Here is a 25496-nt window from a genome sequence, read left to right on the forward strand (position 1 = left end):
AACTTTAAAAGAAAACTTGCATATTTTACAAATCCATGTTAAATTACTGGTTGAGAAATCGTTCGGGAGTAGATGTCGAGAAATCGTCAGCTTCTGTCGAATTTGCACTTCATTAACGCAGTTCCTCGCCGTGCTAACACCGAGGGGTTGCGTTTTTTTATGCCCCATAACATTGTGATATATATCTAAAAGGAGAGTTTTGATGGCTAATCATATCGTATTATTTGAACCATTGATGCCGGCAAACACCGGTAATATTGCGCGGACCTGTGCCGGGACGGATACTATTTTGGACTTGATCGAACCGCTTGGGTTTTCCGTGGACGATGCACACCTGAAACGTGCCGGGCTGGACTATTGGGATAAGGTCGATATCCGTTACCACAAGACGTTGCAAGATTTCATGGCAACTGTGCCTGATTTGAGCCGGTTGTTCTTAGTGTCAAAGTTTGCCGCTCATGCTTATTCTCAACGTGATTACACAGACGTTGCAGGCGGTGATTTTTACTTCTTATTCGGCAAAGAAACAACGGGCCTGCCAGAGCCGTTTATGCGACAACATGCTGAGCAAGCTATTCGGATTCCCCAAGATGACAGTCATATTCGGGCACTGAACTTATCGAACTCGGCTGCTATTGTGATTTATGAAGTTTTGCGGCAACAAGACTTCAATCATCTGGAAGTCAGTCACTTATACGATAATGATAAATTAAAATAACGCGTGGCCAAGTGACATGTGTACACTTAGGATGTAAACAGGAAATTTTATCTCGAAAAAGGGGGCAGTTTTGTGGCACAGAAACGGCGACGAAAAACAACCAGTAAGCGTGGAACAAAACGGCCAACGAAACGCAGGTCCAGTGCTCAGCAGCATCAGTATACTGGAAACATCATCGGGTTGGTGCTTTTGTTGATCTGTCTATTAGCGTTATTACAAGCGGGCATTATTGGTACGCTTGCGGCGAACCTCATTCGTTTCTTTGTGGGAGATACTTACCAATTTATTGGGTTGGTTGGCGGTGCAGTGGGACTTGCTTTACTCATCACCGGTAAATTGCCAACGTTGAAGCGACACTTTATTGTCGGGGTTGGTATTGCGTACGTTGGCTTACTGTTGTGGCTTCATACCGCACTGTTTTTGGCAACTAATCAGCACACCGGTTTTGTTTCGTACACCATGCAATTATTAAATTCAGATATTGGAAACGGCAGTGTCTCGCAACACCTTGGTGGCGGGATGATTGGGGCCGTATTGTTAACGATGACCAATTTTTTGGTCTCATTGATCGGCACACAGATTATCGCGGTTATTTTGATGCTGGTTGGGGTCATGGTGTTCTTTAATATTCCAATGGCGGTCCTTTTTCAGAGCCTTTCAAAGGGCTGCCACGTGGTCTGGCAAGGCATCACGCACGTTTCAACGGGCGTTGTTCATGGGATTCAGGAGATGGCTGCCAAACGACGTGAACGAGCAGCGCAAAAACCGCATGATGATAGCCCAAAGAAACAGCGGCAATCTAAGGTGCCCAATCAGGAGACGACTAGTAAATCGCCGCTCACTGCACCTGAAGACAAGGTATTGCCGACACCCATCGCGGAGCGCTCAGACAACCGGCAGACGGCAAGTGATGACATTCCAATCAGTGTGGCGAGCCAACCAAAGCCTGAGACAGCTGACAAGTCCACAACGGACGACGATGATGACATTGCTATGATTCAAACAGCGGATGACGATCCTAATTATCAGTTGCCAGATTCATCGTTGCTGACGCCGATTCCCAAAAAGGATCAAACGGATGACTATCAAACCATTGAAAAAAACACGAAGATCCTCAAACAGACGCTGACAAGCTTTGGTGTAGATGCCGAAGTGAAACACGTTAATTTAGGGCCATCTGTGACAGAGTATGAACTGCACCCGGCGATTGGTGTAAAGGTGTCGCGAATCGTGAACCTTGCCGATGACCTGGCCCTCGCATTAGCGGCCAAGGACATTCGAATCGAAGCTCCGATTCCGGGTAAGTCACTGATTGGCATCGAAGTCCCTAACCGGGAAATTTCAACGGTTGCTTTCAGGGACGTCAGCGAGGCCGTATCGCATGGGTCTGCCCATATGTTAGAGGTACCGCTGGGCCGTGACGTGACGGGGAAGGTCATTACCAGTGACTTGACTAAAATGCCGCATCTGCTCATTGCCGGGTCGACCGGGAGTGGGAAGTCGGTTGCTATCAACGGTATCATTACCAGTATTTTAATGAATGCTAAGCCAAGTCAGGTCAAACTGATGCTGATCGACCCCAAAAAGGTTGAATTAAGCGTCTATAATGGCATTCCCCACTTATTGACACCAGTTGTATCGGAACCAAAGAAGGCAGCTAGAGCGCTGCATAAAGTCGTGCACGAAATGGAACAGCGGTACGACTTGTTTGCGAAGGTCGGCCAACGGAAAATTTCCGGCTATAACCAATTTGTTCAGCAGCAGAATCAGGAGACGGATAAACCGATGCCGACGTTACCGTACATTGTCGTGATCGTGGATGAATTAGCTGATTTGATGATGACCGTTTCAAACGAAGTTGAGGATGCAATTATCCGCCTTGCACAAATGGGCCGGGCTGCTGGAATCCACATGATTTTGGCGACCCAGCGACCGTCCGTAGACGTCATTACCGGGCTGATCAAGGCTAACGTGCCGTCACGGATTGCTTTCGCAGTTTCAAGCGGGGTGGATTCCCGAACCATTTTGGACACGAACGGTGCCGAAAAATTGCTTGGTCGTGGGGATATGCTGTATCTGCCAATTGACCAAAATTCGCCAGTCCGGGTCCAGGGGGCGTTTATCTCAGACCAGGATGTTGAACGCGTCACTGACTTTATTCGAGAAGAACAACCGGCTGAGTATGATGAACAAATGATGGTCAGCGATGAGGAGGTTGCGGAAGGCGCTGCTGATTCCTCAGAGGATGAGTTATTCAATGATGCTTTAGACTTTGTGGTCGACCAGCAAAAGGCCAGCACATCGTTATTGCAACGTCATTTCAGGATTGGCTACAACCGGGCAGCCCGGCTGATTGATGATTTGGAGCAGGGCGGCTTTATCGGCCCGCAGGACGGCAGCAAACCCCGTCAGGTTTATAAACAAAAATCAGCTGACACGAGTGAGTAAAATTCCTCAGTTTTTAGAATTGCAATTCTCTTCAGTCCACGTTACACTGTTTAGATAGAGAAAAGCCTTTAGAAAGTGGTGCAAACTTCATGCAAAAGAAAAAGAAATCGACCTTTCAAAAAATCACTATGGTCTTCGTGTGGTTAATGATTATCGTTACTGTCGGCTCTCTGGTTGCGACTGCTATCGGATCCTTAGGCGGGTTTTAAACACGCTGCAAGACGGATAAATAAGATTATTAATATGACTGGCCAAGGACACCGCACGTTTGTGAGGTGTCCTTTTTCGATTTGTACGCGGTGAAAGGTGCATTCTGGATGAACTAGGTAACCGCATTTGACCTGTTTCTACAAGAACAATCTTGAGTTGCGCGCTCACTCGCAAGTGACCGAAAGAAAGCAACCGCCTTGACCGGCAAGTAAATTATTCGCGCTGCTATGTGTTTCGTCCCGAGGGGGCAGCCTGCACAACGGGGTCAAGGTTAGTGCTGATGTTAAAGAATTCTTCGTTAATTCATTATCATTGGGCACTTGCATGTTACCCACACAATCTATATAATGTAGTGGTTATTTTATTGAGGGGTGTGAAAAGGTTGACTAATCCACTGATTCAAATCGTTGTATTGCTCGTAGTCTTGGTGGTTTGGCAACTGTTAAAACGGATCAAACCGCTTTCGAAAATGAAAAATGGCCCGTTGTTGGATCTGATTCCAGTGATCTTACTCGCGTTTATGTGGTTTTTAACGCATTCGTGGGATGCACCATGGTTTGCCACGGTGATCTGTATCTGGATGATTGGGGCGATTTTTTTGACCATTGTGTGGGGATTGGCTCGCGGAGAGATATTATGGGATCAATTTTTGCTTCTCTTCTGGCGTGCCAGCCTGATTTTTTTAACGATTGCTTACCTTGTGACAATAAGTGCCAGTTTTTGGATTGTGTAACAAAAAACAAATGGTTTCGTGAAGCCAACACGTGTTCATGAAATTGTTGCACAAGCTCGGAAAATTTAATGAAAATGAACCCTATTGGAAACCCGCCAAACGTACGTTTGGCGGGTTTCTTGGTTTTTTAAAACAATTTGTTAAAATCTTGATATAAAAGTTGGGTGACGTGTGGTAGAAAGTGGGGGCTTGTGGTAAACTTTAGGTAAATTAGTTGACAAAGGGGGAGATTGAATGTTCATGGGAGAATTTGAGCATGCAATTGACACCAAGGGTCGGCTGATAATTCCAGCAAAATTTCGTGAGCAACTTGGTGAAACGTTTGTGATTACACGAGGGATGGATGGTTGTTTGTTCGGCTATCCAATGGCCCAGTGGGAAATTCTACAGAAACGTTTGGCAGCGCTACCGTTAAATAAACGCGATGCCCGGGCGTTTGTGCGCTTTTTCTATTCTGCAGCGACCGAGTGCGCGTTTGATAAACAGGGGCGGGTGAACTTGCCCAAGCCACTGTTGACTCACGCAGAGATTCAAAAACAGTGTGTCATTGTTGGGGTGTCCGAACGGTTCGAAATTTGGAGTCAGGAACGTTGGAACGCCTTTGCCGACAAAGCTGAAGAGAATTTTGATGATATTGCTGAGAACTTAATTGACTTTGACATTTAATGATTCAGTCACACGGTGGGAGGTGACCGCAACACACATGGCAACATATGGACACGTGACGGTATTGTTAAACGAAGCCGTTGCAAACTTACAAGTCGCACCAGATGGACAGTACGTTGACTGCACACTAGGGGGTGGCGGTCATACGGGGAAAATCTTAGCCCAGTTGCAAACTGGCAAGTTATTCTCCTTTGATCAGGATCAAGCGGCCATTACATTTAATCAAAAACAGTACGCCGCTGAGATTGCGGATGGCAGATTGACCTTAATACATGATAATTTTCGTGAGTTAACTTCAGAATTAAGCGCTCACGGGGTTTCAAAAGTCGATGGGATCTTATATGATCTTGGGGTTTCATCGCCCCAGTTCGACGATGCACAGCGGGGCTTTAGTTACCGCTATGATGCACCCCTAGATATGCGAATGGATCAATCACAGAAACTAAGTGCTAAAACGGTAGTCAACGAATGGTCGTATCAGGACCTGGTTCGTATTTTTTACCGTTATGGTGAGGAGCACTTTGCTAAGCAGATTGCCAGAAAAATTGAGCAGCACCGGCAAGATGCACCGATTGAGACCACAGAACAATTAGTTGAGGTCATTAAAGAAGGTATTCCGGCGGCGGCACGCCGGCATGGCGGACACCCGGCTAAGAAAGTTTTTCAGGCCATTAGAATTGCGGTCAATGATGAATTGGGCGCCCTTGAACAGTCTTTGGAGCAGGCTTTAACACGACTCAATCCCGGGGGTAGGGTTTGTGTCATTACGTTTCAGTCACTTGAAGACCGCTTGGTGAAAACCATGTTTAAGGAAAAGAGCAGTTTACCAGAATTACCAGCTGGGTTGCCGGTAATTCCAGACAATATGAAACCGGATTTTAAGTTAATTACGCGCAAGCCAATCTTACCAAGCAAATCGGAGTTAACGGAAAATCATCGCGCACACAGCGCAAAGTTACGAGTCATTGAGAGGAATTGAATGATTGACCATTAATTTTTAAGGAATAGGATGATGAAGTATGGCTCTGAACAATTTGGCAAGACAAACGACGCAAACACCGCAGCCGTTCCAGGCAACGCCTGACGAACAGCCTTTACATAAAGCGGCTACTCGAACCGTTAAGCTCCCAAAGTACTTAGCGACTTCGAAATTTGAAAAATGCTTACTGCTGGTTGGCAGTTTAATGGTGGTTACGATGATGGTTTGGTTGGTCAGTCTGAAGATTGGGGTATCTTCAGCACAACAGCGGTTACAGGACGTGAACACACAGATCACTACCCTGCAAACCAAGAATACGAACAAACGTCAAGAAATTAACGAACTTTCCAACCGGTCCCGGTTAGAAAAGATTGCTAAAAAGGACGGCCTGTCACTCTCGAACAACCAAATAAGGAACGTGAATAAATGAAACAATCACCTAAACGAACGGTGACTAGTCAACAAGCACGACGTAATCGGAGAGTCTTCGGACGCGTTTTATTTCTCATCATTACGTTATTGTTTGTACTATTCATTGCTCGTTTTTCTTATATCGCAATTGGAAAAAATGTTGAAAATGTCAACCTATCGGCGCGGGCTAAGAAACTATATACAGATACGCAAACGGTTAAAGCCCAGCGGGGAACGATTTATGATGCTTCGAACCAGCCGATTGCTGAAGACACCAGTACCTATTCACTGTACGCTGTGCTGGATCACAGTCAGCGCAGTACGGAAGGCAAACCGATGTACGTTCAGAACAAGAAAAAGACGGCCGCTGTTTTGGCGAAGTACTTGCCGATCAGTAAGAAACGGGCGTTGAAATATCTGACACCATCGAGTTCCAAAACATTCCAGGTTGAATTCGGGTTGGCAGGGCAAAACATTTCTCTAACGACTAAAAATAAAATTGAAAAGGCACACTTGACTGGTTTGAATTTTGTCCAGCAACAGGCACGATTATATCCTAACGGGGCGTTTGCCTCCTACTTGATTGGCAATACGTCAACCAGCAGTAAGGGTGTTTTGACTGGTACCATGGGTATCGAGAGCGCGTATAATAAGCTCCTGACCGGGACCAACGGATTTAAGACCATCAAACAGGATAACAACGGGTACAAGATTCCAGGCACGACTCAGAAGGACAAGAAGGCTAAGAATGGCGATAACGTTTATACTACGTTAGATTCACGTTTGCAGACACTGCTGGAAACAGAAATGTCAGCTTTGCAGTCGAAGACGCATTCAAAGTCGTTAAATGCCGTTTTGATGAATGCTAAAACCGGCGCGATCGTTGCTTCGACACAACGGCCAACGTTTAATCCGGAAACTGGTTCAGGCCTGAGCTCGACCAGTACCTGGCGTGATAGTTTGGTACAGGACTTGTATGAACCTGGTTCGGTCATGAAGGTGTTTACCATGGCGGCTTCCATTAATAGTGGGAACTACAACGGGACAGCGACATACCAATCGGGGAAGTATGAAATTGACGGTCAAACGGTACCCGATTGGGAAACCTCTGGTTGGGGCATCATTACCTACAACAAAGGGTTTGCACTCTCCAGTAACGTCGCGATGGCGCATCTGGAACGCCAAATGGGCTCAAAAACTTGGTTAAAATATATTAAACGTTTTAAATTCTTAAAGTCGACCCACTTTGGGTTACCAGGCGAGCAATCAGGCAGTATCCAGTTCAGTCAGGCTATTGACCAGGCTGATACGTCGTTTGGCCAAGGTATTCAAGTCACTGCCATTCAAATGCTGCAGGGATTGTCTGCTATTGCGAACAATGGTAAGATGTTGAAGCCGTATCTTGTTCGTAAAGTGGTGAATCCAAACACTGGTAAAACGGTTAAATCATACGGGAAAAAGGTCATTGGTCAACCAATCAAATCCTCGACTGCTAAGGCGGTCCTAAAGCATATGCAAGACGTTGTGTACAAGTCTTACGGGATTGGTTCTGATTACAAGATCAAGGGTGTCCGCATTGCCGCTAAAACTGGGACTGCTGAAATTAGTAACGGGAAGTCCGGCTATTTAACTGGCGATGACAACTATCTGTATTCCGTTGCCGCAATGGCACCGGCCAATAATCCAAAGTACATCATGTACATTACAATGAAGCGGCCAACGTTACCGGGTACCGAAACGGCGACACAGCTGTTGGCAGGTGTGTTTAAACCTGTGATGAAACGGACATTGTTGGAAGATTCATCAAGCTCATCAACTGAAACCAGTACTAAGATGGTTTCTTACGTTAACCGGTCAGCAAAGGCTTCTGAAGAAACGTTGAAGAAGGCTGGCTACAAGGTCACTGTTCTAGGTTCTGGCAGCAAGGTGGTTAAACAGTCGCCGGAATCTGGTCAGGTGATGATGACGGGGCAACGGGTCATTCTGTTGACGAGCGGCGCCCAAAAGATGCCAAGTATCAGCGGCTGGTCCAAGAGCGATATTCTGCGCTTGGCCGACCTACTTGGGATGAAGGTCACCTTTACGGGCAGCGGCTACGCAAAAACACAAAGTATCAAAGCGGGTCAGGCCGTGAGCGATGAGGAGAACTTAAAGGTCACTCTCGGGAACTGATTCGCAGCAAAAAGAGTGAAAGAGGAGAAATCAATGAGTTCAACAATTGCGTTTGTGATTAGCTTTATCATTACGCTGGTCTGTATGCCAGCCTTGATTCGGTATTTCCGAAGTAAACATGAGGGTCAAATGATTCGTGAAGAGGGGCCTTCATGGCACGAAAAAAAATCGGGGACACCAACGATGGGTGGTCTGATGTTTATCATCGCAATTATTGTAGGCTCATTAATTGCAGGGATGGTTGGCCATATGCTGACACCCGTTTTGTTGATCCTGTTATTTATTTTGATTCTCTACGGCCTGCTAGGCATGTGGGATGACTCAATCAAGCTGTTTCGGCGGCAAAACGAAGGCCTAAAGGCTTGGCAGAAACTGCTGGGCCAAATCGTTGGTGCGGTGGTGTTTCTTCTGGTCTACCTGCACGAAGGCTTACCGCTCGGTATTTTAATTCCTGGATTGGGGAACTTAAATCTGGGGTGGCTCTACTTCTTCTTTGTCGCCTTTTGGCTGGTCGGTTTTTCAAACGCCGTCAACCTGACAGATGGTCTTGACGGGTTAGTTGCAGGACTGGCAACGATTTCGTTTGCAACCTACGGGATCATCGCTGCGCACCAGCACCAGTATGACGTTATGCTATTCTGTTTTGCCGTTGTCGGCGGTGTCCTCGCTTTTTTGGTGTACAACCACAAACCAGCGAAGATCTTCATGGGTGACATGGGGTCACTGGCATTAGGCGGGGCGTTAGCAGCGGTTTCAATTTTATTGCACCATGAGTTGTCACTGCTTTGGATCGGTTTGATCTACGTGTGTGAGACGGCAAGTGTTATTTTGCAGGTTGCTTCGTTTAAACTGACCGGCAAACGAATCTTCCTGATGTCGCCCATTCATCACCACTTTGAAATGAAGGGTTGGAGCGAATGGCGCATTGATTTAACTTTTTGGGCAGTCAGCCTAGTTACCGCTGTAACTGGTATTTGGGCCATGTGGTAATCAGTATTTAGGATATCAATTTAAATTCAAATAGGTGGCGGAATAAGAATAATGAAGGCAATTAAGACGTATCAGGGTAAAAAAGTGATCGTAGTGGGACTTGCGAAGAGCGGGTTCAATGCTGCCAAATTGCTGCACCAGCTTGGCGCTGTTGTGACGGTCAGTGATCAGCAGCCCCTCGATAAAAACACAGAAGCACAGGAATTAACAGCAACCGGAAACTTTACGGTGCTGACCGGTAAGCAAACACCAGACCAGCTCGATGCTGGTTTTGATTTAATGGTGAAAAATCCCGGCATTCCTTACGATGTGCCGATCGTGCAGGCGGCACTTGAACAAAAACTGCCAATTATTACTGAAATTGAACTTGCCAGTGAGATCAACGAAGCGGAGTTGATTGCTGTCACAGGCAGTAACGGTAAGACGACAACTACAACCATGATCACAAAGATGCTCAATCAGGAACGAACCGCTGGCCGCAGTGCCTATGCCGGCAACATTGGAATTCCTGCAAGCAAGGTTGCGGAAACGATGACCTCTGATGACACCTTGGTGCTTGAAACGTCGAGCTTTATGCTGCTTGGGGTTACCGCGTTTCATCCTCACGTTGCTGTTCTGATAAATATTTTCTCAAACCATTTGGACTACCACAAAACCCGTGAAAACTACGTGAAAGCGAAAATGCGGATCACGATGAACCAGACCGCTGACGACTATTTTGTCGTTAACTTTGATTCCAAAGAATTGATTGGGTTAAGCAAACAATCCAAAGCTAAGATCGTGCCGTTTTCACGTGAAGGCGTTACCCATGAAGGTGCCTACGAATCAGATGGCAACCTGTACTTCAAAGATGAATTGGTTATGGCCGCTGCCGATATCAAGGTACCAGGGGACCACAACGTTGAAAATGCGCTGGCCGCTATTGCAGTGGCTAAGATCCATGGCAAATCAAATGAAGCAATCAAACACGTCTTAACGACTTTTGGCGGTGTTCGGCACCGGACGCAATACGTGCTGACCAGTGAGGGTCGGCAGTTTTATAACGATTCAAAGGCGACTGATATGGAAGCCACAGAGATGGCATTGAAGGGCTTCAAACAACCAGTTGTCCTGTTAGCCGGCGGGCTAGACCGCGGGTACACATTCGAACGGTTAGTCCCATTTTTTAAGGCCCATGTGAAGGGTATCGTTTTATTCGGTGAAACCAAGGATCTGTTGAAAGATGCTGCGGAACAGGCGGGCGTACCAACCATCAAGATGAGCGAAAATGCTGAAACAGCTGTACCAACGGCTTATGAAATGAGTGCTCCTGGTGACGTGATCTTACTGTCGCCAGCAAATGCCAGCTGGGATCAGTACCCTAATTTTGAAGTACGCGGGGACAAGTTTATCCAAGCGGTTGAAACACTGACCGGCAAGAAGGAGGAACAATAATGCGATTAATGGTATCGGGTGGCGGTACCGGCGGCCATATTTATCCGGCCCTAGCCGTTATCAATGAACTCAAACGCCAGGACCCGACTGCTGAAGTTATGTACGTCGGCTCACAGCGTGGCATTGAAAGCACCATTGTTCCCGAACTCGGAATTCCGTTTAAGGAAATGGAGATTCAGGGATTCAAACGGTCACTGTCGCTAGAAAACTTTAAGACCGTTTACTTGTTTTTAAAGAGCGTGCACCGCGCCAAAAAACTCGTGCGGGATTTTAAACCAGACGTTGTCCTCGGAACCGGGGGCTATGTCTCTGGTGCTGTACTGTACGCAGCAGCCAAACAGCACGTGCCCACGGTTATTCACGAACAAAACAGTGTTGTCGGGATGACTAACAAATTTTTGAGCCGTTATGTCGATAAAATTGCCATCAATTTTGAGATGGCGCGCGACCAGTTTCAAACTGAAAAAGTTGTGATGACCGGGAATCCGCGGGCGCAAGAAGTGGCCAATATTGAAAGTCATTTTGACTTGGCAACGTTTGGGCTGGATAACACCAAACCAACGCTGCTGGTTGTCGGCGGGTCTCAAGGGGCTTTGAAACTCAATAAGGTCATGGTGGATAGCCTGAAAACCTTTGCGACAAAGGACTATCAAGTCATTTTTGTGACTGGCCCTAAACGCTATGACGATGTGATGGCGCAGGTTAAGGAACTGCAAGCACCCAACATCGCCATTAAATCCTACATCAGCAACATGCCGGAAGTCTTACCGAAGATGGCAGCAGTGGTTGGACGCTCTGGCGCAACCACACTGGCTGAACTTACAGCGCTGGGTGTGCCATCGATTCTGATTCCCAGTCCATACGTGACCGCGGATCACCAGACAAAAAACGCTCAGAGTTTAGTAAACGCCAACGCGGCGTTGATGATCAAAGAAGCGGACCTTTCTGCTGAGACTTTGATCAGTACGGTTGACCAATTAATGACTGATCCTGAAAAACAAGCGGCCATGGCTGCAGCTTCCAAGAAGCTGGGCAAGCCGCACGCGGCTACAGAAATGGTTGATTTGTTGAAGTCGGTGATCAAGACGCACCAGGCTTGATGCCGGCTTCACAATAAATGAAATGACGGCGCTGTTAGTCATATTAGATATCAACTCAAGATTGAATGTGCTGCTGAATTCAGTTTGACCGTACTTGCGACGGTGTTTAATTGCAGATAGCTGAAATGTTTTCCGCAGGGTGGGAGACTCCTGCTGGCGGGACTTTGGACATCAACTCAAGATTGAATGTGCTGCTGAATTCAGTTTGACCGTACTTGCGACGGTGTTTAATTGCAGATAACTGAAACGCGTTCCGCAAGGCAGAGGGCTCCTGCATAAGTGACTCTGGGCACAAAAGTCAGGCCCGGACTTTTATGCCCAGAGTCGCTTATGCTCCGCCCTCTAGGCGCCTTGCTCCACACTCTTGAAAGGAGGCGAACTGAGATGCCCTTTAAATTGGATCGAAAACGGTCGAATCGCAAAGTTGCGGTGACACCGTGGGAGAAGTATCAAAATCGACAAGAGGAACGGGAAAAAGCTGCTAAGAAACAAAAACGGCCGTCCCGAATTGGCACCAAACTGCCACGGCTGAAACATCAAAAACACAGACGGTTACTGAAACGAATGAGTATCCTCGTGGGCATCTTCTTAGTCATCCTATTGTTTGCAGGTTACTTTGCAACGCCCATTAGCCATATTTCGAAGATCACGGTGACTGGTAATCGGGTCGTCAAGACGTCAACGGTTGAAAAAATGACCGGCGTGAAAACGGGCGATTCAATCTATAAGGTCGCCGGCAGTAATGCGAAAACGATTGCGCAACGTGTTACCGCTAAGTATCCGCGAGTAAAGGAAATTTCTTTTAAGATTAAAAATCAAAATCAGCTGACCGTTCACGTGGTTGAATACCAGACTGCCGGGTTTGTCCCAAGCAATGGGTATTATCGCATCGCCTTGGAAAGTGGTGTGATCTCAAAGGAGAAACGAAAGCAGCCGACTGGCAGCTATCCGGTGTATGACAAATTCACTTCGACTCACCGGTTGCACCAAATGATCCTGCAATTTGCAAAATTGGCACCAAAAATTAAAACTGGAATATCAGAAATTCAATTTTCTCCAACAAAATCGAATCCAGAACGTATTCACGTTTTTATGAATGATGGCAATGAAGTTTACGCAACTTTGACAACATTTGCAGCCAAAATGGCGTATTATCCGAGCATTGCAGCAAAAATGAAACGCAAGGGTGTGGTTAATTTGGAAATCGGTGCTTACTCTTACCCGTTTTCAAGTTAAAACCTCGCTATTGTAGGCACTTAGCACTTTTTTATCAGTGTGTATTTGTGGTAAACTAAGTTGTAAACTACGACGATTTAGGTAATAAACAAATATGTCGGAATTAAGGGAGGCTCCTGCATGATGGATACTTCAGGTATGTACGTGGGACTTGATATAGGGACGACCTCAATCAAAGTTATCGTGGCTGAGTATTTGGAAGGTCAATTGAACGTTTTAGGGGTAGGTAATGAACGTTCGGCCGGACTCAGCCGTGGGGTCATTGTTGATATTGATAAGGCAAGCGAAGCAATCAAGAATGCAGTTAAATCTGCGGAGGAGAAAGCTAGCATTGAGATTCACGATGTGGTGGTGGGCATTTCCGCCAACATGTTGAAGATCGAACCGGTGAACGGTCTGGTGGCCATTGGCGACCAAGCGCGGGAAATAACGGACCAAGATGTTCGTGACGTCGCGGCGGCCGCAATCATCCAAAACTTGCCGCCGGAACGCGAGATCATTAATTTGATTCCGGATGAGTTCGTCGTTGACGGCTTTGATGGCATCAAGGATCCGCGTTCGATGGTTGGTGTTCGGTTAGAAATGCACGGGATGTTGTTTACCGGTCCCAAGACGATCGTACATAATACGAAAAAGGCAGTTGAGCAAGCCGGCTTAAACCCGCAGTTAGCGGTTGTGAGTCCAATTGCACAGGGGCTCAGTATTTTAAGCGATGGTGAACAGGACTTTGGCACGATTTTACTTGATCTGGGCGGCGGCCAAACAACCGCAGCTGTGATTCATGATCACAGATTGAAGTATGCTGAGGTGGACCCTGAAGGCGGCGACTACATCACCAAAGATATTTCGGTGGTGTTGAATACGTCAATTGAAAATGCAGAAAAATTAAAACGCAATTATGGGTACGCGGATGCCACCCGCGCTGCTGAAGACAATCAGTTTCCAGTCGACGTGGTAGGCCAAAGCCGTCCCACTGAAATCACAGAGCAGTATCTGGCCGAAATTATTGAGGCGCGGTTATCTCAAATTTTTGATAAGCTGAAGGGCCAGTTAGCTGCCACAAACGCGTTATCATTACCAGGTGGGATCGTTGTCACCGGTGGGGTTGCAGCCTTGCCGGGTATCGTGGACCTGCTGAAGGCAGATTTTGATGACGTGCCGGTTCGGGTTGCCATCCCTGATCAAATGGGGCTGCGCCACCCGTCGTTTACCCAGGCATTGTCACTGGTGAACTATCGGGGTCAGCTTAATGAAATTGACCTGCTTGTTCAATCAGCTTTGGCTGGCAACCAGCAACTCGTTTCACAAATTGCTAAGAAGCCAGCCCCAACGCCCAAGGCTCAGTCGCAGACTGAACCGCAACAGGCAGCAACAGCGACGGAAAAACGTAACAAACAGGCACCTAAAAAGCGCGGTCAAGGACTTAAAAAGTTCTTTAGCGACTTCTTTGACTAATTCGAACCACTGGAGGGATTTCAAATGGAATTTTCGTTAGACTCGACACAGAATCATAGTGCCAACATTAAAGTTATCGGCGTCGGCGGCGGTGGCGGCAACGCCGTCAACCGAATGATCGAAGAAGACGTTAAGGGCGTTGAATTTATCGTGGCTAACACGGATGTTCAAGCCTTAGAAGCTTCAAAAGCTGAGACTAAAATTCAACTCGGCCCGAAACTCACTCGTGGGTTAGGCGCCGGATCAAACCCTGAGATCGGATCAAAGGCCGCTCAGGAAAGTGAAGAACAAATCGGCGAAGCATTAGCGGGAGCCGACATGGTCTTTGTCACTGCCGGCATGGGCGGTGGTACTGGGAACGGTGCCGCACCAATTGTCGCTAAATTAGCCAAGGAACAGGGCGCGTTAACCGTGGGTGTCGTTACCCGACCATTTACGTTTGAAGGCCCTAAGCGTGGCCGCTTCGCTCTTGAAGGCGTGGCTCAGATGAAAGAAAACGTTGATACGCTGATCGTCATCGCCAATAATCGTCTGCTCGAGATTGTTGACAAGAAAACGCCAATGATGGAAGCCTTCCAGGAAGCTGACAATGTGTTACGTCAGGGTGTTCAAGGCATTTCTGACCTGATTACAAGTCCTGGGTACGTGAACTTGGACTTTGCCGATGTGAAAACGGTGATGCAGGATCAGGGTTCTGCTTTAATGGGTATCGGTTCAGCCAACGGTGAAAACCGTACTGAGGATGCCACCAAGAAGGCCATTTCGTCACCACTTTTGGAAGTGTCAATCGATGGCGCAGAACAAGTGCTGTTAAACATTACTGGTGGTCCAGACCTGTCCCTGTTTGAAGCACAGGCTGCTTCAGAAATTGTCTCGTCAGCTGCTACTAGCGACGTCAACATCATTTTTGGGACGTCCATTGATGAAAACTTAGGCGATGAGGTTCGGGTCACAGTTATCGCCACCGGGATCGACCAGCGGAACAAAGGCGGCCGTCCAGGCACACGCAGCGCCCGGCATCTGAGCCAAGATGGTAAATCAGATACACACACAACTCAAAACACGAACCAGTTAGACTCGGATCAGTTGGATCACGGTAGCAACAATAGTGACACCAACAATGATCACATGGTCAGTCACCGACCAGACGCAAGCGAATTCGACGGTGTTTCAAAACCCGACTTCAGCGTCTTCAACAGCGACGACATCGATAGTCAAAACGGCGATGATTCAGGGTTAGATACACCACCATTCTTCAAGCATCGTCGGAAGCAAGACTAATCTGCGCTGACTGGGTTTGCGAAAGGAGCGTAAGAGATGGGAAAATTTAGTATGAGCCGTTTTTTTGGGATCGATGACGATTACGATACGGCTGACTATAATCAAACTGATGAACAAGCGCCGACTGAAAACGATGCGATTCGTTCAGAATTACCGCGTCGCAGCGGCAATAAAGTCGTCTCAATCAACGCACCGCGGCCTTCAGCGAACAAGATTGCCTTGTTCGAACCGCGTTTATACTCTGATGTCCAAGAAATCGCGAGCCAGCTGATCAAAAATCAGGCGGTTATCGTGAATCTTGGCCGAATTGACAAGGGAGAAGCGCGGCGTATCATTGATTTTTTGACCGGCACGGTTTTTGCCATTGAAGGCGATATTGAACGAGTGGGGGACCAGATTTTTCTGTGCACCCCACGCAATTTCGAAATCAGCGGCGACATCTCGGCTAGTCTGAACGATAAGCTCAATTAAGGAGTGAGTCTTTGATCCAAGCAATTAGTATGATTTTTTGGGTGTTATCACACTTAATCGAGCTTTATAGCTGGGCGATTGTGATTTACGCACTACTAAGCTGGTTTCCAGGAGCCTACCAAACCGCATTTGGTCAATTCCTGGCGCGAATCGTTGAACCGTTCCAACGCTGGTTTAACTTTGCACACATTGGCATGATTGGCTTTGCACCAATCGTTGCCTTGATTGTGCTGCAGGTTGTCAGTTACGGGCTGACGTTCGTTGAGCAAATTATTTTTCGACTATTAGGGTATTAAAAAGACTTTATGAGGTTTGTAGGAGGAGTTAAAATTGGCTGACAACATCGCACAGCACTTCCGTCGGGAGGAAGCTCCCTTCGTTGAGAGTGCCACAGGTTGGATTCAACAGGCCAACGACGAATATCGTCCCATTTTGACTCATTTTTTGAATCCTCGGCAACAGTATATCTTGGAAACACTTGTAAACCGGGTGACGGGTGTAAAATTACGGCAAAATGGCGGTTATCCTGGGGCAGAAATGCAACGAGGGTTGATTTATCCGGATTATTTTGAAACGAGTGATTCGGATTTTGAGCTGAACCTTTTTGAAATCGATTACCCGGTCAAGTTTTCCGAACTGCACCATGGTCAAATTCTTGGCTCGATGCTGGCAGCCGGTATCGATCGCGACGTTCTTGGTGATATTATAACCGACGGCACGCGTTGGCAGGTATATACAACGTCAGAAATGGCAGCGTATATTAGTGATCAGGTAACCCGGATGGGGAAAATCAAAGTGCGACTGCTGCCGCTTGAATTGACAGCGCATATTGCACCGTTAACGGCTTGGGAAGATGAAACGACGACGCTGTCATCTGCGCGGGTCGATAACGTGGTTGCCACGGCGTTTCATTTATCGCGGCACCATGCCAAGCAGTTGATTGAAGCTGGAAAGATCCAACTCAATTGGAACGACTTTGAACGTCCGGATTACCAGTTGGCTCACCAGGATATCATTTCAGTTCGCGGGTTCGGCCGAGTTAGATTGAACAGTGTTGATGGTGTCACCAAGCGTGATAAGCTACGTGTCACGTTGTCAGTATTACACAAGTAAACGGGGAGGAACTCTTATGGTACTAAGCCCACTGGATATTCATAATAAGGAATTTTCAACAAAGTTACGTGGTTATAACATTGATGAGGTCAACGATTTCTTGGAACAGATCATCAAGGACTATCAGATTACGTTGGATTCAAACAAGAGCTTGACGGAACAGCTGGATGCCAGCAATGAAAAGCTTAAGTACTTCAATGATTTGAAGGATTCGTTGAACCAGTCCATCATTGTTGCGCAGGAGGCCGCTGATAAGGTGCGGGCAAATTCCCAAAAGGAAGCCGACATCATTAATCGCGAGGCCCAAAAGCAGGCCAATGACGTGGTGAGCGAGGCAACCGATAAGGCCAACCAATTACTTGAGGAAGCTTCAAATCGGGCTAAGCAATTAGCCGTTGAGACGGATGATTTGAAAAAGAGTACACGTGTCTTCCGACAACGTTTGCAGGTGATGCTTGAATCCCAGTTAGAAGAGATTAAGTCGGACAACTGGAATGAGTTGTTAAAGGACGATGGCTCCTCATCTTATGAAGACATCAAGAAAGCCATTTCTGATAACAGTCTTGACAATGACGCTGAAGATGGCGTAAACTCAGACACACAAGCAGATGATGATTCCGATCAGATTTACGATGCTGACCAGCCAGTTGATCCGGAGCACGATACGCGGACCGAAACGGTGGTCATTTTCCCAGATGATGATCAAAAGGCGTAATTGTTTGCGCAAATGAATACCGCACAAGAAGAACAGCAAGTCAGATAAGATACATACAAGCGAGCCGGAAACTGGTGAAAGTTCGGCGGTCCCTGTTGTCTGACGGATCATCTTCTAGCTGTTTGGCTGAAGCAGTAAGCCAAGCCGGTTCGACCCGTTATCGTCATGTAAGAAGAATGCTAAATTCTAAAAATTGGGTGGTACCACGAAGACTTCGTCCCTTGGATGAGGTCTTTTTTTGTTGCCATGCAAAAATTCAAGGAGGGACCCTAATGCGGGTTAAAGATACGCTGAACTTAGGTAAGACCAAGTTCAAGATGCGCGGAAACTTACCAGTCAAAGAAGTTGAACGACAAAAGGCTTGGGAAGACAACGGCGTCTATCAATTAAGACAAAAATTAAACGAAGGCAAGCCAACATTTATTTTACATGATGGCCCACCATACGCGAACGGCGACATTCACATGGGTCACGCGTTGAACAAAATCTCGAAGGACTTTATTGTGCGCTACAAGTCCATGAACGGCTTCCGGGCACCCTACGTTCCTGGTTGGGATACCCATGGGTTGCCCATCGAACAAAAACTGACGCAACAAGGTTACGACCGTAAGAAGATGTCCACGACTGAATTCCGTGAACTTTGTCGCAAGTACGCTTTGGAACAGGTTGACCGCCAACGTGAAGAATTTAAGCGGTTAGGCGTTGCCGGCGATTGGGATGATCCTTACCTGACTCTGAAGCCCGAATTTGAAGCACAGGAAGTTCGGACGTTTGGCGCATTTGCTAAACGTGGGTTGATTTTCCGCGGCAAGAAACCAATTTTCTGGTCTTGGTCCTCAGAATCAGCCTTAGCAGAAGCCGAAGTTGAGTACCATGATGTGACTTCACCTTCCGCCTTTTACGGCGAAAAAGTGATTGATGGCAAGGGTGTTTTGGAAAACGACAACACTTATCTGGTTGTTTGGACGACCACACCATGGACTATTCCAGCTTCCGAAGGGATTACGTTGGATGCCACTTTCGACTATTCTGTTGTGCAGCCTGAAGGCGAAGACCGTAAATTCGTTGTGGCCACTGAATTGTTAGCCGACTGCAGCGAGAAGTTCGGTTGGAAGAACGTCAAGACATTAAAGGTTGTCAAAGGTCAAGAGTTGGACCGTGTGTTGTGCCAACACCCATTTGATGAAAACCGCAAACTTGTCACGATGATGGGCAATTTTGTGACGTTGGATGCCGGTACTGGTTTGGTTCATACCGCCCCTGGTTTTGGGGAAGATGACTTCTATGTCGGAAAACAATACGACCTGCCTATTTTTGTGCCAGTTGATGATAAGGGGTATATGACTGAAGAAGCCGGCCCTGATTTTGCAGGGGTCTTCTACGATGACGCCAACAAGATCTCACTGGACAAGTTAAAAGACGCCGGATTGTTACTCGATTACATGCCGTATGAACACAGTTACCCATTTGACTGGCGGACGAAGAAGCCCGTTATCTTCCGGGCAACGCCGCAATGGTTTGCTTCTGTGGATAAGATTCGTGATGAAATTTTGGATGCCATTGAAGATGTTCAATTCTTCCCAGACTGGGGCAAGAAGCGGCTTTCAAACATGATTCGTGACCGTGGCGATTGGGTCATTTCACGGCAACGTGTTTGGGGTGTGCCGCTACCAATCTTCTACGGTGAAGACGGCGAAGCTATTATTACTGAAGAGACGATTGAACACGTTGCCCAACTCTTTGGGAAGTACGGTTCAAACGTTTGGTTTGACCGGGATGCAAAGGACTTGTTACCTGATGGATTCACTTCAGAACACTCACCAAATGGCAAATTCACCAAGGAAAACGACATCATGGATGTTTGGTTTGACTCCGGTTCTTCTCACCAAGGTGTCTTGGAAGAGCGGCCAGATCTCAGCTACCCAGCTGATATGTATCTGGAAGGTTCCGACCAATACCGTGGCTGGTTCAACTCAAGTCTGATCACCAGTGTTGCCGTTTCAGGTAAGGCCCCATATAAGCAGGTCTTATCACAAGGGTTCACCCTTGATGGTCAGGGTCATAAAATGAGCAAGTCATTGGGGAACACGATTGCCCCAGCCGAAGTCATTAAAAAGATGGGCGCTGAAATTGTTCGTTTATGGGTCTCGTCAGTTGATTCCAGTGCTGATGTTCGGGTTTCCATGGAAGCCTTCACGAAGACGTCTGACGCCTACAAGAAGATTCGGAACACCGTTCGTTACATGTTGGCCAACACTACCGATTTTGATCCTAAGACAAACGGGTTGGCATACGATGACCTTGAACCAGCTGACCAGTACATGCTGATCAAGTACAACCACTTAGTAGCTGACTTGAAGGCTAAGTACGATTCATACGACTTCTTGGACATCTACAAGCAGGTCATGAACTTCTTCATCTCCGAACTGTCTGCTTTCTACCTGGACTTTGCCAAGGACATCCTGTACATCGATCCAGAAGACAGTCACACTCGGCGTTCAATGCAGACCGTCTTGTATGAAATGACGGTTGGGCTGACCAAGTTACTGACCCCGATTCTGCCACACACGACCGAAGAAATCTGGCCGTTCTTAAAGGAACCAGAGGACTACGTACAATTAGCAGAAATGCCGACACCGCAACACTTCGACAACGAAGAAGCCGTTTTGAAGACTTGGGAAGGTTTCATGGAACTGCGGAGCGATGTTTTGAAGTCGTTGGAAGAAGCACGGGATGCAAAATTGATCGGTAAGTCATTGGAGGCACGTTTAGACCTTTACGTTGACGACCGCAACAAAGGCTTGGTTGAAGCGTTAGGGGCTGATGTCCGTCAAGTACTGATGGTTTCAGATCTCGAAGTGCACGCCATGACTGATGCACCTGCTGACGCTGAAAACTTTAACGATGGCGTTGCCACAAAAATCTCCCACGCAGCTGGTGAGGTCTGTGACCGTTGTCGGATGACTACCCAGGATGTTGGTTCTGACAAAGATTACCCACACTTCTGTGCACGTTGCGCTAAAATTGTTCGCGAAAACTTCCCTGAAACGAAGGGCGTAGAATTCGACGATTTTAAAGCAGAAGATTAATTTTAAAACACGTTTTCCTGATTTTTAGGGCAAAATAGTCGCCAGCGACTTGACGGAACTGGTACACTGTTAATAGCTATAAAATGCGGGCTTTCGTAACCAAGCTATTGGTTAATAGACGAAAAGAGGGTTCGAAACGGTAGTGTTTTGGATCCTCTTTTTGGTTAGCGGGGAACAAGACGGTTAGGAGGCAGGCGTCTCCTGCCTTATGGTACTTGTTTTGGTACGGTGGCCAAGAAATTGCAGAAAACACCGTATTATATGATGTGCCAGAAGTTGCTTGCGCAGGTGCCAATTGTCTTGCAGCCTTTGTCTGGTTTAGAGGGTCCAACTATCTCCAGTAACCAATAGTAAGACTTGTATGATGAAATACGAAAATAACTTGTAAATAGGGTGGTGTAAACTATGATCAAAGGAACAGTCGATCGGTATAATGAGCAAAACGGTTTCGGGTTTATTAAGAGTGAGACCGGTGAAAACATTTTTGTGCACTATACGGGCATCGAAATGTCTGGCTACAAGAGTTTGAAGCCCGGCCAAGAAGTTGAATTTGTGATCGTTGAAGGACAAAAAGGTCCTCAAGCAGCACGGGTGCGTCCCGTTGAACAACCGGTTGCTGGCACGACTGAAACTTCTGAAGAAACCCCTAATAAATAGGGGAACGATTGCGTCTGACCCTAATTCTGGGTACACTAGGTCTTGATAAGTTAATCGAAACAACATGACCGAATAAGATTGGGGATTGAACACTATATGAATATGGAAGAACGGGTCTTAAGTACCGAGAAAATTTACGATGGTGTCATCATTAACGTTGAAAAAGAAAAGGTCGCCTTACCAGACGGCCATGAGTCGTATCGTGAAATTGTGCGGCATTCCGGTGCCGTGGCAGTTTTGGCGATCACCAATGATAACAAGGTGATCCTTGTTAAACAGTGGCGATCCCCGATTGCGAAGACGACCCTCGAAATTCCGGCCGGCAAGTTGGATGATCGCGACGAAGGGAATGCGTTGCACGCGGTGAACCGGGAATTGAACGAGGAAATTCGTTTGAAGGCGACCCAGCTAAAAAAGGTGACGGGTTTTTACTCATCGGTCGGTTTTTCTGATGAATACATGACCCTGTATGTTGCTAAGAATTTGAAACCGGTCAGTGACGAACTGCCTCGTGATCCGGGCGAAGATCTGAAGGTGAAGGCGTATTCGTTGGACGAATTAAAAGCGTTGATGGCAACCGGTCAGATTGAAGATGCCAAAACGGTTATGGCCATTTGGTACTTTGAGCTCATGCAGCTCAAACAAGCACAAGACTAGCAGGGGGGTGACCACAATGGCAAGTCGCGATTCTGACGATCAGTATGAAGCATCACAGGAGGAGCAGCCCCTGAGTCGGTCTGCCTACCGAAAGCAACAGCAAGCTGAACAAGATGCGTTTTTAAAGCGGGACCGCAAACGGGTTCAGGCTGAAAAACGCTACGCCAAGCAGCACCCTCAGGGAGATCCTGAGCAGGCCGCACAGGTTGCTGATTTTGATGAAGAAAAGATCCAGCGGCTCAAACATCGTTTAAATTGGGCCATTGCAGGATTGAGTTTAGGCATTATTATCGTGTTCTTAATTTTGAGATTTGTTGAATTTTAGTGGTGTCAATAATGGGGTTATTATAGAAGGGAAGATTGACAGTGACAGTTGGTATTTTATGTGCGATGGACGAAGAAATTGCAACCTTAAAGGAAGCTCTTCAGGACGGTTTTACAACAGATATTTCCGGCATCGATTTCTACCAAGGTAAAATTAGCGGCCAGGAAGTCGTTCTGGTACGTTCAGGAATCGGCAAAGTCGAGGCAGGTTTGACGACTGCTTTGCTAATTACCCGATTCCACGTGGACGTTGTCATCAACTCCGGTTCAGCCGGTGGCATTGGTGACGGTTTGAAAGTGGGCGACGTTGTGTTATCAACACAAACCGCTTACCATGATGTAGATGCCCAAGTGTTCGGCTATGAATACGGCCAGTTGCCGCAGCAACCAGCCCGGTTTGATGCAGATAAGACATGGCTGGATAAAATTGCTTCGGCAGCCAAGTCGACGGGGTTAAACGTTAAGCAGGGGCTGATTGTTTCTGGTGACCAGTTTATCGCCAGCAAGGCCGCAACAGACGCTATTTTGAGCCACTTCCCAGATGCGCTTTCCAGTGAAATGGAAGGTGCAGCTGTGGGCCAAGTTGCCAACCAGTTCCATACCCCCTACGTAGTGGTACGGGCGATGTCAGACGTTGGTGATGAGGATGCCGGCGTTAGTTTTGATGACTTTATTATCGAGGCTGGAAAGCGATCAGCCAAGATGTTATTAGCTTTACTAGCAGCAGAATAAGACGGAGGAAATTGCAGTGAAGGAAATTTATTTGGATAACGCAGCGACAACACCGATTTCAAAAGAGGTCCTCGCTGAAATGACTGACAAGTTAGCCAACATGTACGGCAACGCGTCGACCTTGTATGGGTTAGGACGCGAGGCACATACCTTATTGGAAAACAGCCGTCACATTATTGCCCAGAGTTTGAACGCGGACGATGACGAGATCATCTTCACCAGTGGCGGATCAGAATCCGATAATACCGCTATCACCCAAACGGCGATTGCTAGGGAGAATTTAGGCAAGCACATTATCACAACGGCGATTGAGCACGAAGCTGTTTTAAAACCGTTGCATTTTCTTGAAGAGCGCGGTTTTGACGTGACTTATCTGCCCGTCGATGAAGAGGGTCAGATTAGTTTGGACGATTTCAAAGCAGCGCTGCGTGATGATACGATCTTGGTCACCATCATGACTGGGAACAATGAGGTCGGGTCGCACATGCCAATTCATGAAATTGGTGAGATTTTAAAAGACCACCAAGCTTGGTTCCATACGGATGCTGTGCAGGCATACGGTTTGTTAGACATTGACGTCAAACGTGACCATATTGATATGTTGTCAACGTCAGCGCACAAGATCAATGGGCCAAAGGGAACCGGGTTCTTGTATCGTAAGACAGGCATCAACTTCCCAAGCTTTATGAAGGGCGGCGACCAGGAGGAAAAACGGCGTGCTGGGACTGAAAATATTCCTAGCATTGCTGGCTTTGCGGCCGCAGTTCAGACCATTACGCCTGAAGAGAAGGCACATCGTCAGGAAAAGTATCACCAGTTCAAACAGGAAATCTTTGACGGGCTCACTGCCGCGGGTGTTGATTTTGCGCTCAACGGCTCAATGGTCGAGACGAACTTGCAACACGTGATGAATATCTGGATCAAGGGTGTGTCCACCTATGTGATGCAAACGAATCTTGACTTGGCTGGCATCGCTGTTTCCGGCGGGTCGGCCTGCACTGCGGGGTCGATTGAGCCTTCCCACGTGCTGACCGCAATGTTTGGTCCTGATTCACCCCGAATTTCCGAGTCAATTCGGATCAGTTTTGGCCGTTATACAACGGAAGACGATATTCAGGCTTTGATTACCGCCATTACAAAAATTGTGACCCGTTTAAAAACGAGAAATGAGGTGCATCAATAATGGCATTTGATAAAACAGTGACTTTACAAGGGGATACAACAGCGTACACACTGAGCCCCAAAGTTAAGAAATACACCTTAAAAGACTTGGGCTTCCAAGAAACCAAGGTGGGGAATTTTAGTTTGAAACGGTCACTTGACCCTAAATCCCCGTTTAATCCAAGCATTGAACTTAAGGTGATGGTCAACAGTACGTTAGATGGTTTTAAAATGGCCGCGGTTGCCTCGAAGGGGACGCGCGAAGTGAATCTCTTTAAAATGGACAGGGCCGCTGAATATGCTGAGCAATTCCACTATTTAATGGAATCGTTCATTGAACGCGACGTATTTGAAACGGCTGCTGAATAATTTATTAACAGACTGGGACAAAAAGTGATTTTGCTTCAAGAATATACGAACCTCCACCTAAAAACGATCCATGTTTTTAGGTGGAGGTTCTTTATTTGACGGAAAACGTGCTTTTGTTTGCACGTTTAGGCGAGGGATAGATGGGGCAACATTTCAGCAACAAATTTAGGCAGGATTACCGGTCATATGGTGTTTTTTCGTTGCCCCAGCAATTCGAACATCGCCGTTTTCTTTTCTGGTAAGTGAGTGGTTATTCGCGATAAAGCCCCTATGTGGCTGATTGCGATCTCTTGTATTAATCAGGCATTTTCGATTTGCGGATTCAAAAGGGGTATCGCTCATTGATGTCCCCCAAAAAGTCAAGTTAAAGTGCTT

26 protein-coding genes are annotated in these 25496 nt (G+C 47.0%); 25 read left to right on the forward strand and 1 reads right to left on the reverse strand.

What is annotated here, in order from left to right:
• Nucleotides 1-202: 202 nt before the first annotated feature.
• From FC82_RS08230 to FC82_RS08345, 25 genes are all read left to right on the forward strand, one after another.
• Complete coding sequence (locus FC82_RS08230; RefSeq protein WP_054760133.1) at nucleotides 203-718, forward strand: tRNA (cytidine(34)-2'-O)-methyltransferase; 516 nt, start codon at nucleotides 203-205, stop codon at nucleotides 716-718.
• Between the two features lie 72 nt (nucleotides 719-790).
• Nucleotides 791-3166, forward strand: coding sequence for an FtsK/SpoIIIE family DNA translocase (locus FC82_RS08235; protein ID WP_056996711.1), 2376 nt, complete (start codon nucleotides 791-793; stop codon nucleotides 3164-3166).
• Between the two features lie 89 nt (nucleotides 3167-3255).
• Nucleotides 3256-3375 carry a DUF4044 domain-containing protein gene (locus FC82_RS16490; protein ID WP_082620271.1) on the forward strand — a complete coding sequence of 40 codons (120 nt, stop codon included), beginning with the start codon at nucleotides 3256-3258 and terminating at the stop codon, nucleotides 3373-3375.
• A gap of 383 nt (nucleotides 3376-3758) precedes the next feature.
• The gene (locus FC82_RS08240) at nucleotides 3759-4109 is read left to right on the forward strand and encodes a DUF3397 family protein (RefSeq protein ID WP_056996712.1); all 351 of its coding nucleotides are present in this window, start codon (nucleotides 3759-3761) and stop codon (nucleotides 4107-4109) included.
• A gap of 234 nt (nucleotides 4110-4343) precedes the next feature.
• On the forward strand, nucleotides 4344-4775 hold the full coding sequence (gene mraZ, locus FC82_RS08245) for a division/cell wall cluster transcriptional repressor MraZ (RefSeq protein WP_054760142.1): 432 nt from the start codon (nucleotides 4344-4346) through the stop codon (nucleotides 4773-4775).
• Between the two features lie 37 nt (nucleotides 4776-4812).
• Nucleotides 4813-5754, forward strand: coding sequence for a 16S rRNA (cytosine(1402)-N(4))-methyltransferase RsmH (gene rsmH / locus FC82_RS08250; RefSeq protein WP_054760187.1), 942 nt, complete (start codon nucleotides 4813-4815; stop codon nucleotides 5752-5754).
• Nucleotides 5755-5794: 40 nt separating this feature from the next.
• Nucleotides 5795-6184 (forward strand): cell division protein FtsL, encoded by a 390-nt coding sequence (gene ftsL, locus FC82_RS08255; RefSeq protein ID WP_054760145.1) that lies wholly within the window; start codon nucleotides 5795-5797, stop codon nucleotides 6182-6184.
• Nucleotides 6181-8337, forward strand: coding sequence for a penicillin-binding transpeptidase domain-containing protein (locus FC82_RS08260; protein WP_056996713.1), 2157 nt, complete (start codon nucleotides 6181-6183; stop codon nucleotides 8335-8337). Before ftsL ends, FC82_RS08260 begins: the two co-directional genes overlap by 4 nt.
• Before the next feature lie 33 nt (nucleotides 8338-8370).
• A complete protein-coding gene (gene mraY, locus FC82_RS08265) occupies nucleotides 8371-9327 on the forward strand; it encodes a phospho-N-acetylmuramoyl-pentapeptide-transferase (protein WP_056996714.1) in 957 nt (318 codons plus the stop codon).
• Nucleotides 9328-9378: 51 nt separating this feature from the next.
• Nucleotides 9379-10761, forward strand: a complete 1383-nt coding sequence (murD, locus tag FC82_RS08270; protein WP_056996715.1) for a UDP-N-acetylmuramoyl-L-alanine--D-glutamate ligase — start codon at nucleotides 9379-9381, stop codon at nucleotides 10759-10761.
• Nucleotides 10761-11861: an undecaprenyldiphospho-muramoylpentapeptide beta-N-acetylglucosaminyltransferase gene (gene murG / locus FC82_RS08275; protein ID WP_056996716.1), complete on the forward strand. Its 1101-nt coding sequence runs from the start codon at nucleotides 10761-10763 to the stop codon at nucleotides 11859-11861. The genes murD and murG overlap by 1 nt, the downstream gene beginning before the upstream one ends.
• 384 nt (nucleotides 11862-12245) lie before the next feature.
• Complete coding sequence (locus FC82_RS08280; RefSeq protein ID WP_056996717.1) at nucleotides 12246-13097, forward strand: cell division protein FtsQ/DivIB; 852 nt, start codon at nucleotides 12246-12248, stop codon at nucleotides 13095-13097.
• Nucleotides 13098-13220: 123 nt separating this feature from the next.
• Nucleotides 13221-14552: a cell division protein FtsA gene (gene ftsA / locus FC82_RS08285; protein ID WP_056996741.1), complete on the forward strand. Its 1332-nt coding sequence runs from the start codon at nucleotides 13221-13223 to the stop codon at nucleotides 14550-14552.
• Nucleotides 14553-14576: 24 nt separating this feature from the next.
• Nucleotides 14577-15833, forward strand: a complete 1257-nt coding sequence (gene ftsZ, locus FC82_RS08290) for a cell division protein FtsZ (RefSeq protein ID WP_056996718.1) — start codon at nucleotides 14577-14579, stop codon at nucleotides 15831-15833.
• 36 nt (nucleotides 15834-15869) lie between these two features.
• The gene (locus tag FC82_RS08295) at nucleotides 15870-16304 is read left to right on the forward strand and encodes a cell division protein SepF (protein WP_056996719.1); all 435 of its coding nucleotides are present in this window, start codon (nucleotides 15870-15872) and stop codon (nucleotides 16302-16304) included.
• A 29-nt stretch (nucleotides 16305-16333) separates the two neighbouring features.
• Entirely contained in the window at nucleotides 16334-16600 is a 267-nt protein-coding gene (locus tag FC82_RS08300) for a YggT family protein (RefSeq protein ID WP_056996742.1), read from the forward strand.
• Nucleotides 16601-16634: 34 nt separating this feature from the next.
• Nucleotides 16635-17417 carry a YlmH family RNA-binding protein gene (locus tag FC82_RS08305; protein WP_056996720.1) on the forward strand — a complete coding sequence of 261 codons (783 nt, stop codon included), beginning with the start codon at nucleotides 16635-16637 and terminating at the stop codon, nucleotides 17415-17417.
• Between the two features lie 16 nt (nucleotides 17418-17433).
• Nucleotides 17434-18132 carry a DivIVA domain-containing protein gene (locus FC82_RS08310; RefSeq protein ID WP_054760147.1) on the forward strand — a complete coding sequence of 233 codons (699 nt, stop codon included), beginning with the start codon at nucleotides 17434-17436 and terminating at the stop codon, nucleotides 18130-18132.
• A gap of 272 nt (nucleotides 18133-18404) precedes the next feature.
• Nucleotides 18405-21221 (forward strand): isoleucine--tRNA ligase, encoded by a 2817-nt coding sequence (gene ileS, locus FC82_RS08315; RefSeq protein ID WP_054760148.1) that lies wholly within the window; start codon nucleotides 18405-18407, stop codon nucleotides 21219-21221.
• 405 nt (nucleotides 21222-21626) lie between these two features.
• Entirely contained in the window at nucleotides 21627-21878 is a 252-nt protein-coding gene (locus tag FC82_RS08320) for a cold-shock protein (RefSeq protein ID WP_054760150.1), read from the forward strand.
• Between the two features lie 96 nt (nucleotides 21879-21974).
• Nucleotides 21975-22535, forward strand: coding sequence for an NUDIX hydrolase (locus FC82_RS08325; protein ID WP_054760152.1), 561 nt, complete (start codon nucleotides 21975-21977; stop codon nucleotides 22533-22535).
• Nucleotides 22536-22551: 16 nt separating this feature from the next.
• Nucleotides 22552-22860, forward strand: coding sequence for a hypothetical protein (locus tag FC82_RS08330; RefSeq protein ID WP_054760155.1), 309 nt, complete (start codon nucleotides 22552-22554; stop codon nucleotides 22858-22860).
• A gap of 41 nt (nucleotides 22861-22901) precedes the next feature.
• Nucleotides 22902-23591: a 5'-methylthioadenosine/adenosylhomocysteine nucleosidase gene (locus FC82_RS08335; RefSeq protein ID WP_065101449.1), complete on the forward strand. Its 690-nt coding sequence runs from the start codon at nucleotides 22902-22904 to the stop codon at nucleotides 23589-23591.
• Between the two features lie 16 nt (nucleotides 23592-23607).
• Complete coding sequence (locus FC82_RS08340) at nucleotides 23608-24774, forward strand: cysteine desulfurase family protein (RefSeq protein ID WP_054760157.1); 1167 nt, start codon at nucleotides 23608-23610, stop codon at nucleotides 24772-24774.
• Complete coding sequence (locus FC82_RS08345) at nucleotides 24774-25121, forward strand: DUF1831 domain-containing protein (RefSeq protein ID WP_056996721.1); 348 nt, start codon at nucleotides 24774-24776, stop codon at nucleotides 25119-25121. The genes FC82_RS08340 and FC82_RS08345 overlap by 1 nt, the downstream gene beginning before the upstream one ends.
• A gap of 165 nt (nucleotides 25122-25286) precedes the next feature.
• Here the strand turns inward: FC82_RS08345 and FC82_RS16895 are convergent, their stop codons facing one another.
• The gene (locus FC82_RS16895) at nucleotides 25287-25463 is read right to left on the reverse strand and encodes a hypothetical protein (RefSeq protein ID WP_161939719.1); all 177 of its coding nucleotides are present in this window, start codon (nucleotides 25461-25463) and stop codon (nucleotides 25287-25289) included.
• Between the last annotated feature and the right edge of the window lie 33 nt (nucleotides 25464-25496).

This window comes from Secundilactobacillus collinoides DSM 20515 = JCM 1123, from assembly GCF_001435975.1.
In the GTDB taxonomy this organism is placed as follows: Bacteria; Bacillota; Bacilli; order Lactobacillales; family Lactobacillaceae; genus Secundilactobacillus; species Secundilactobacillus collinoides.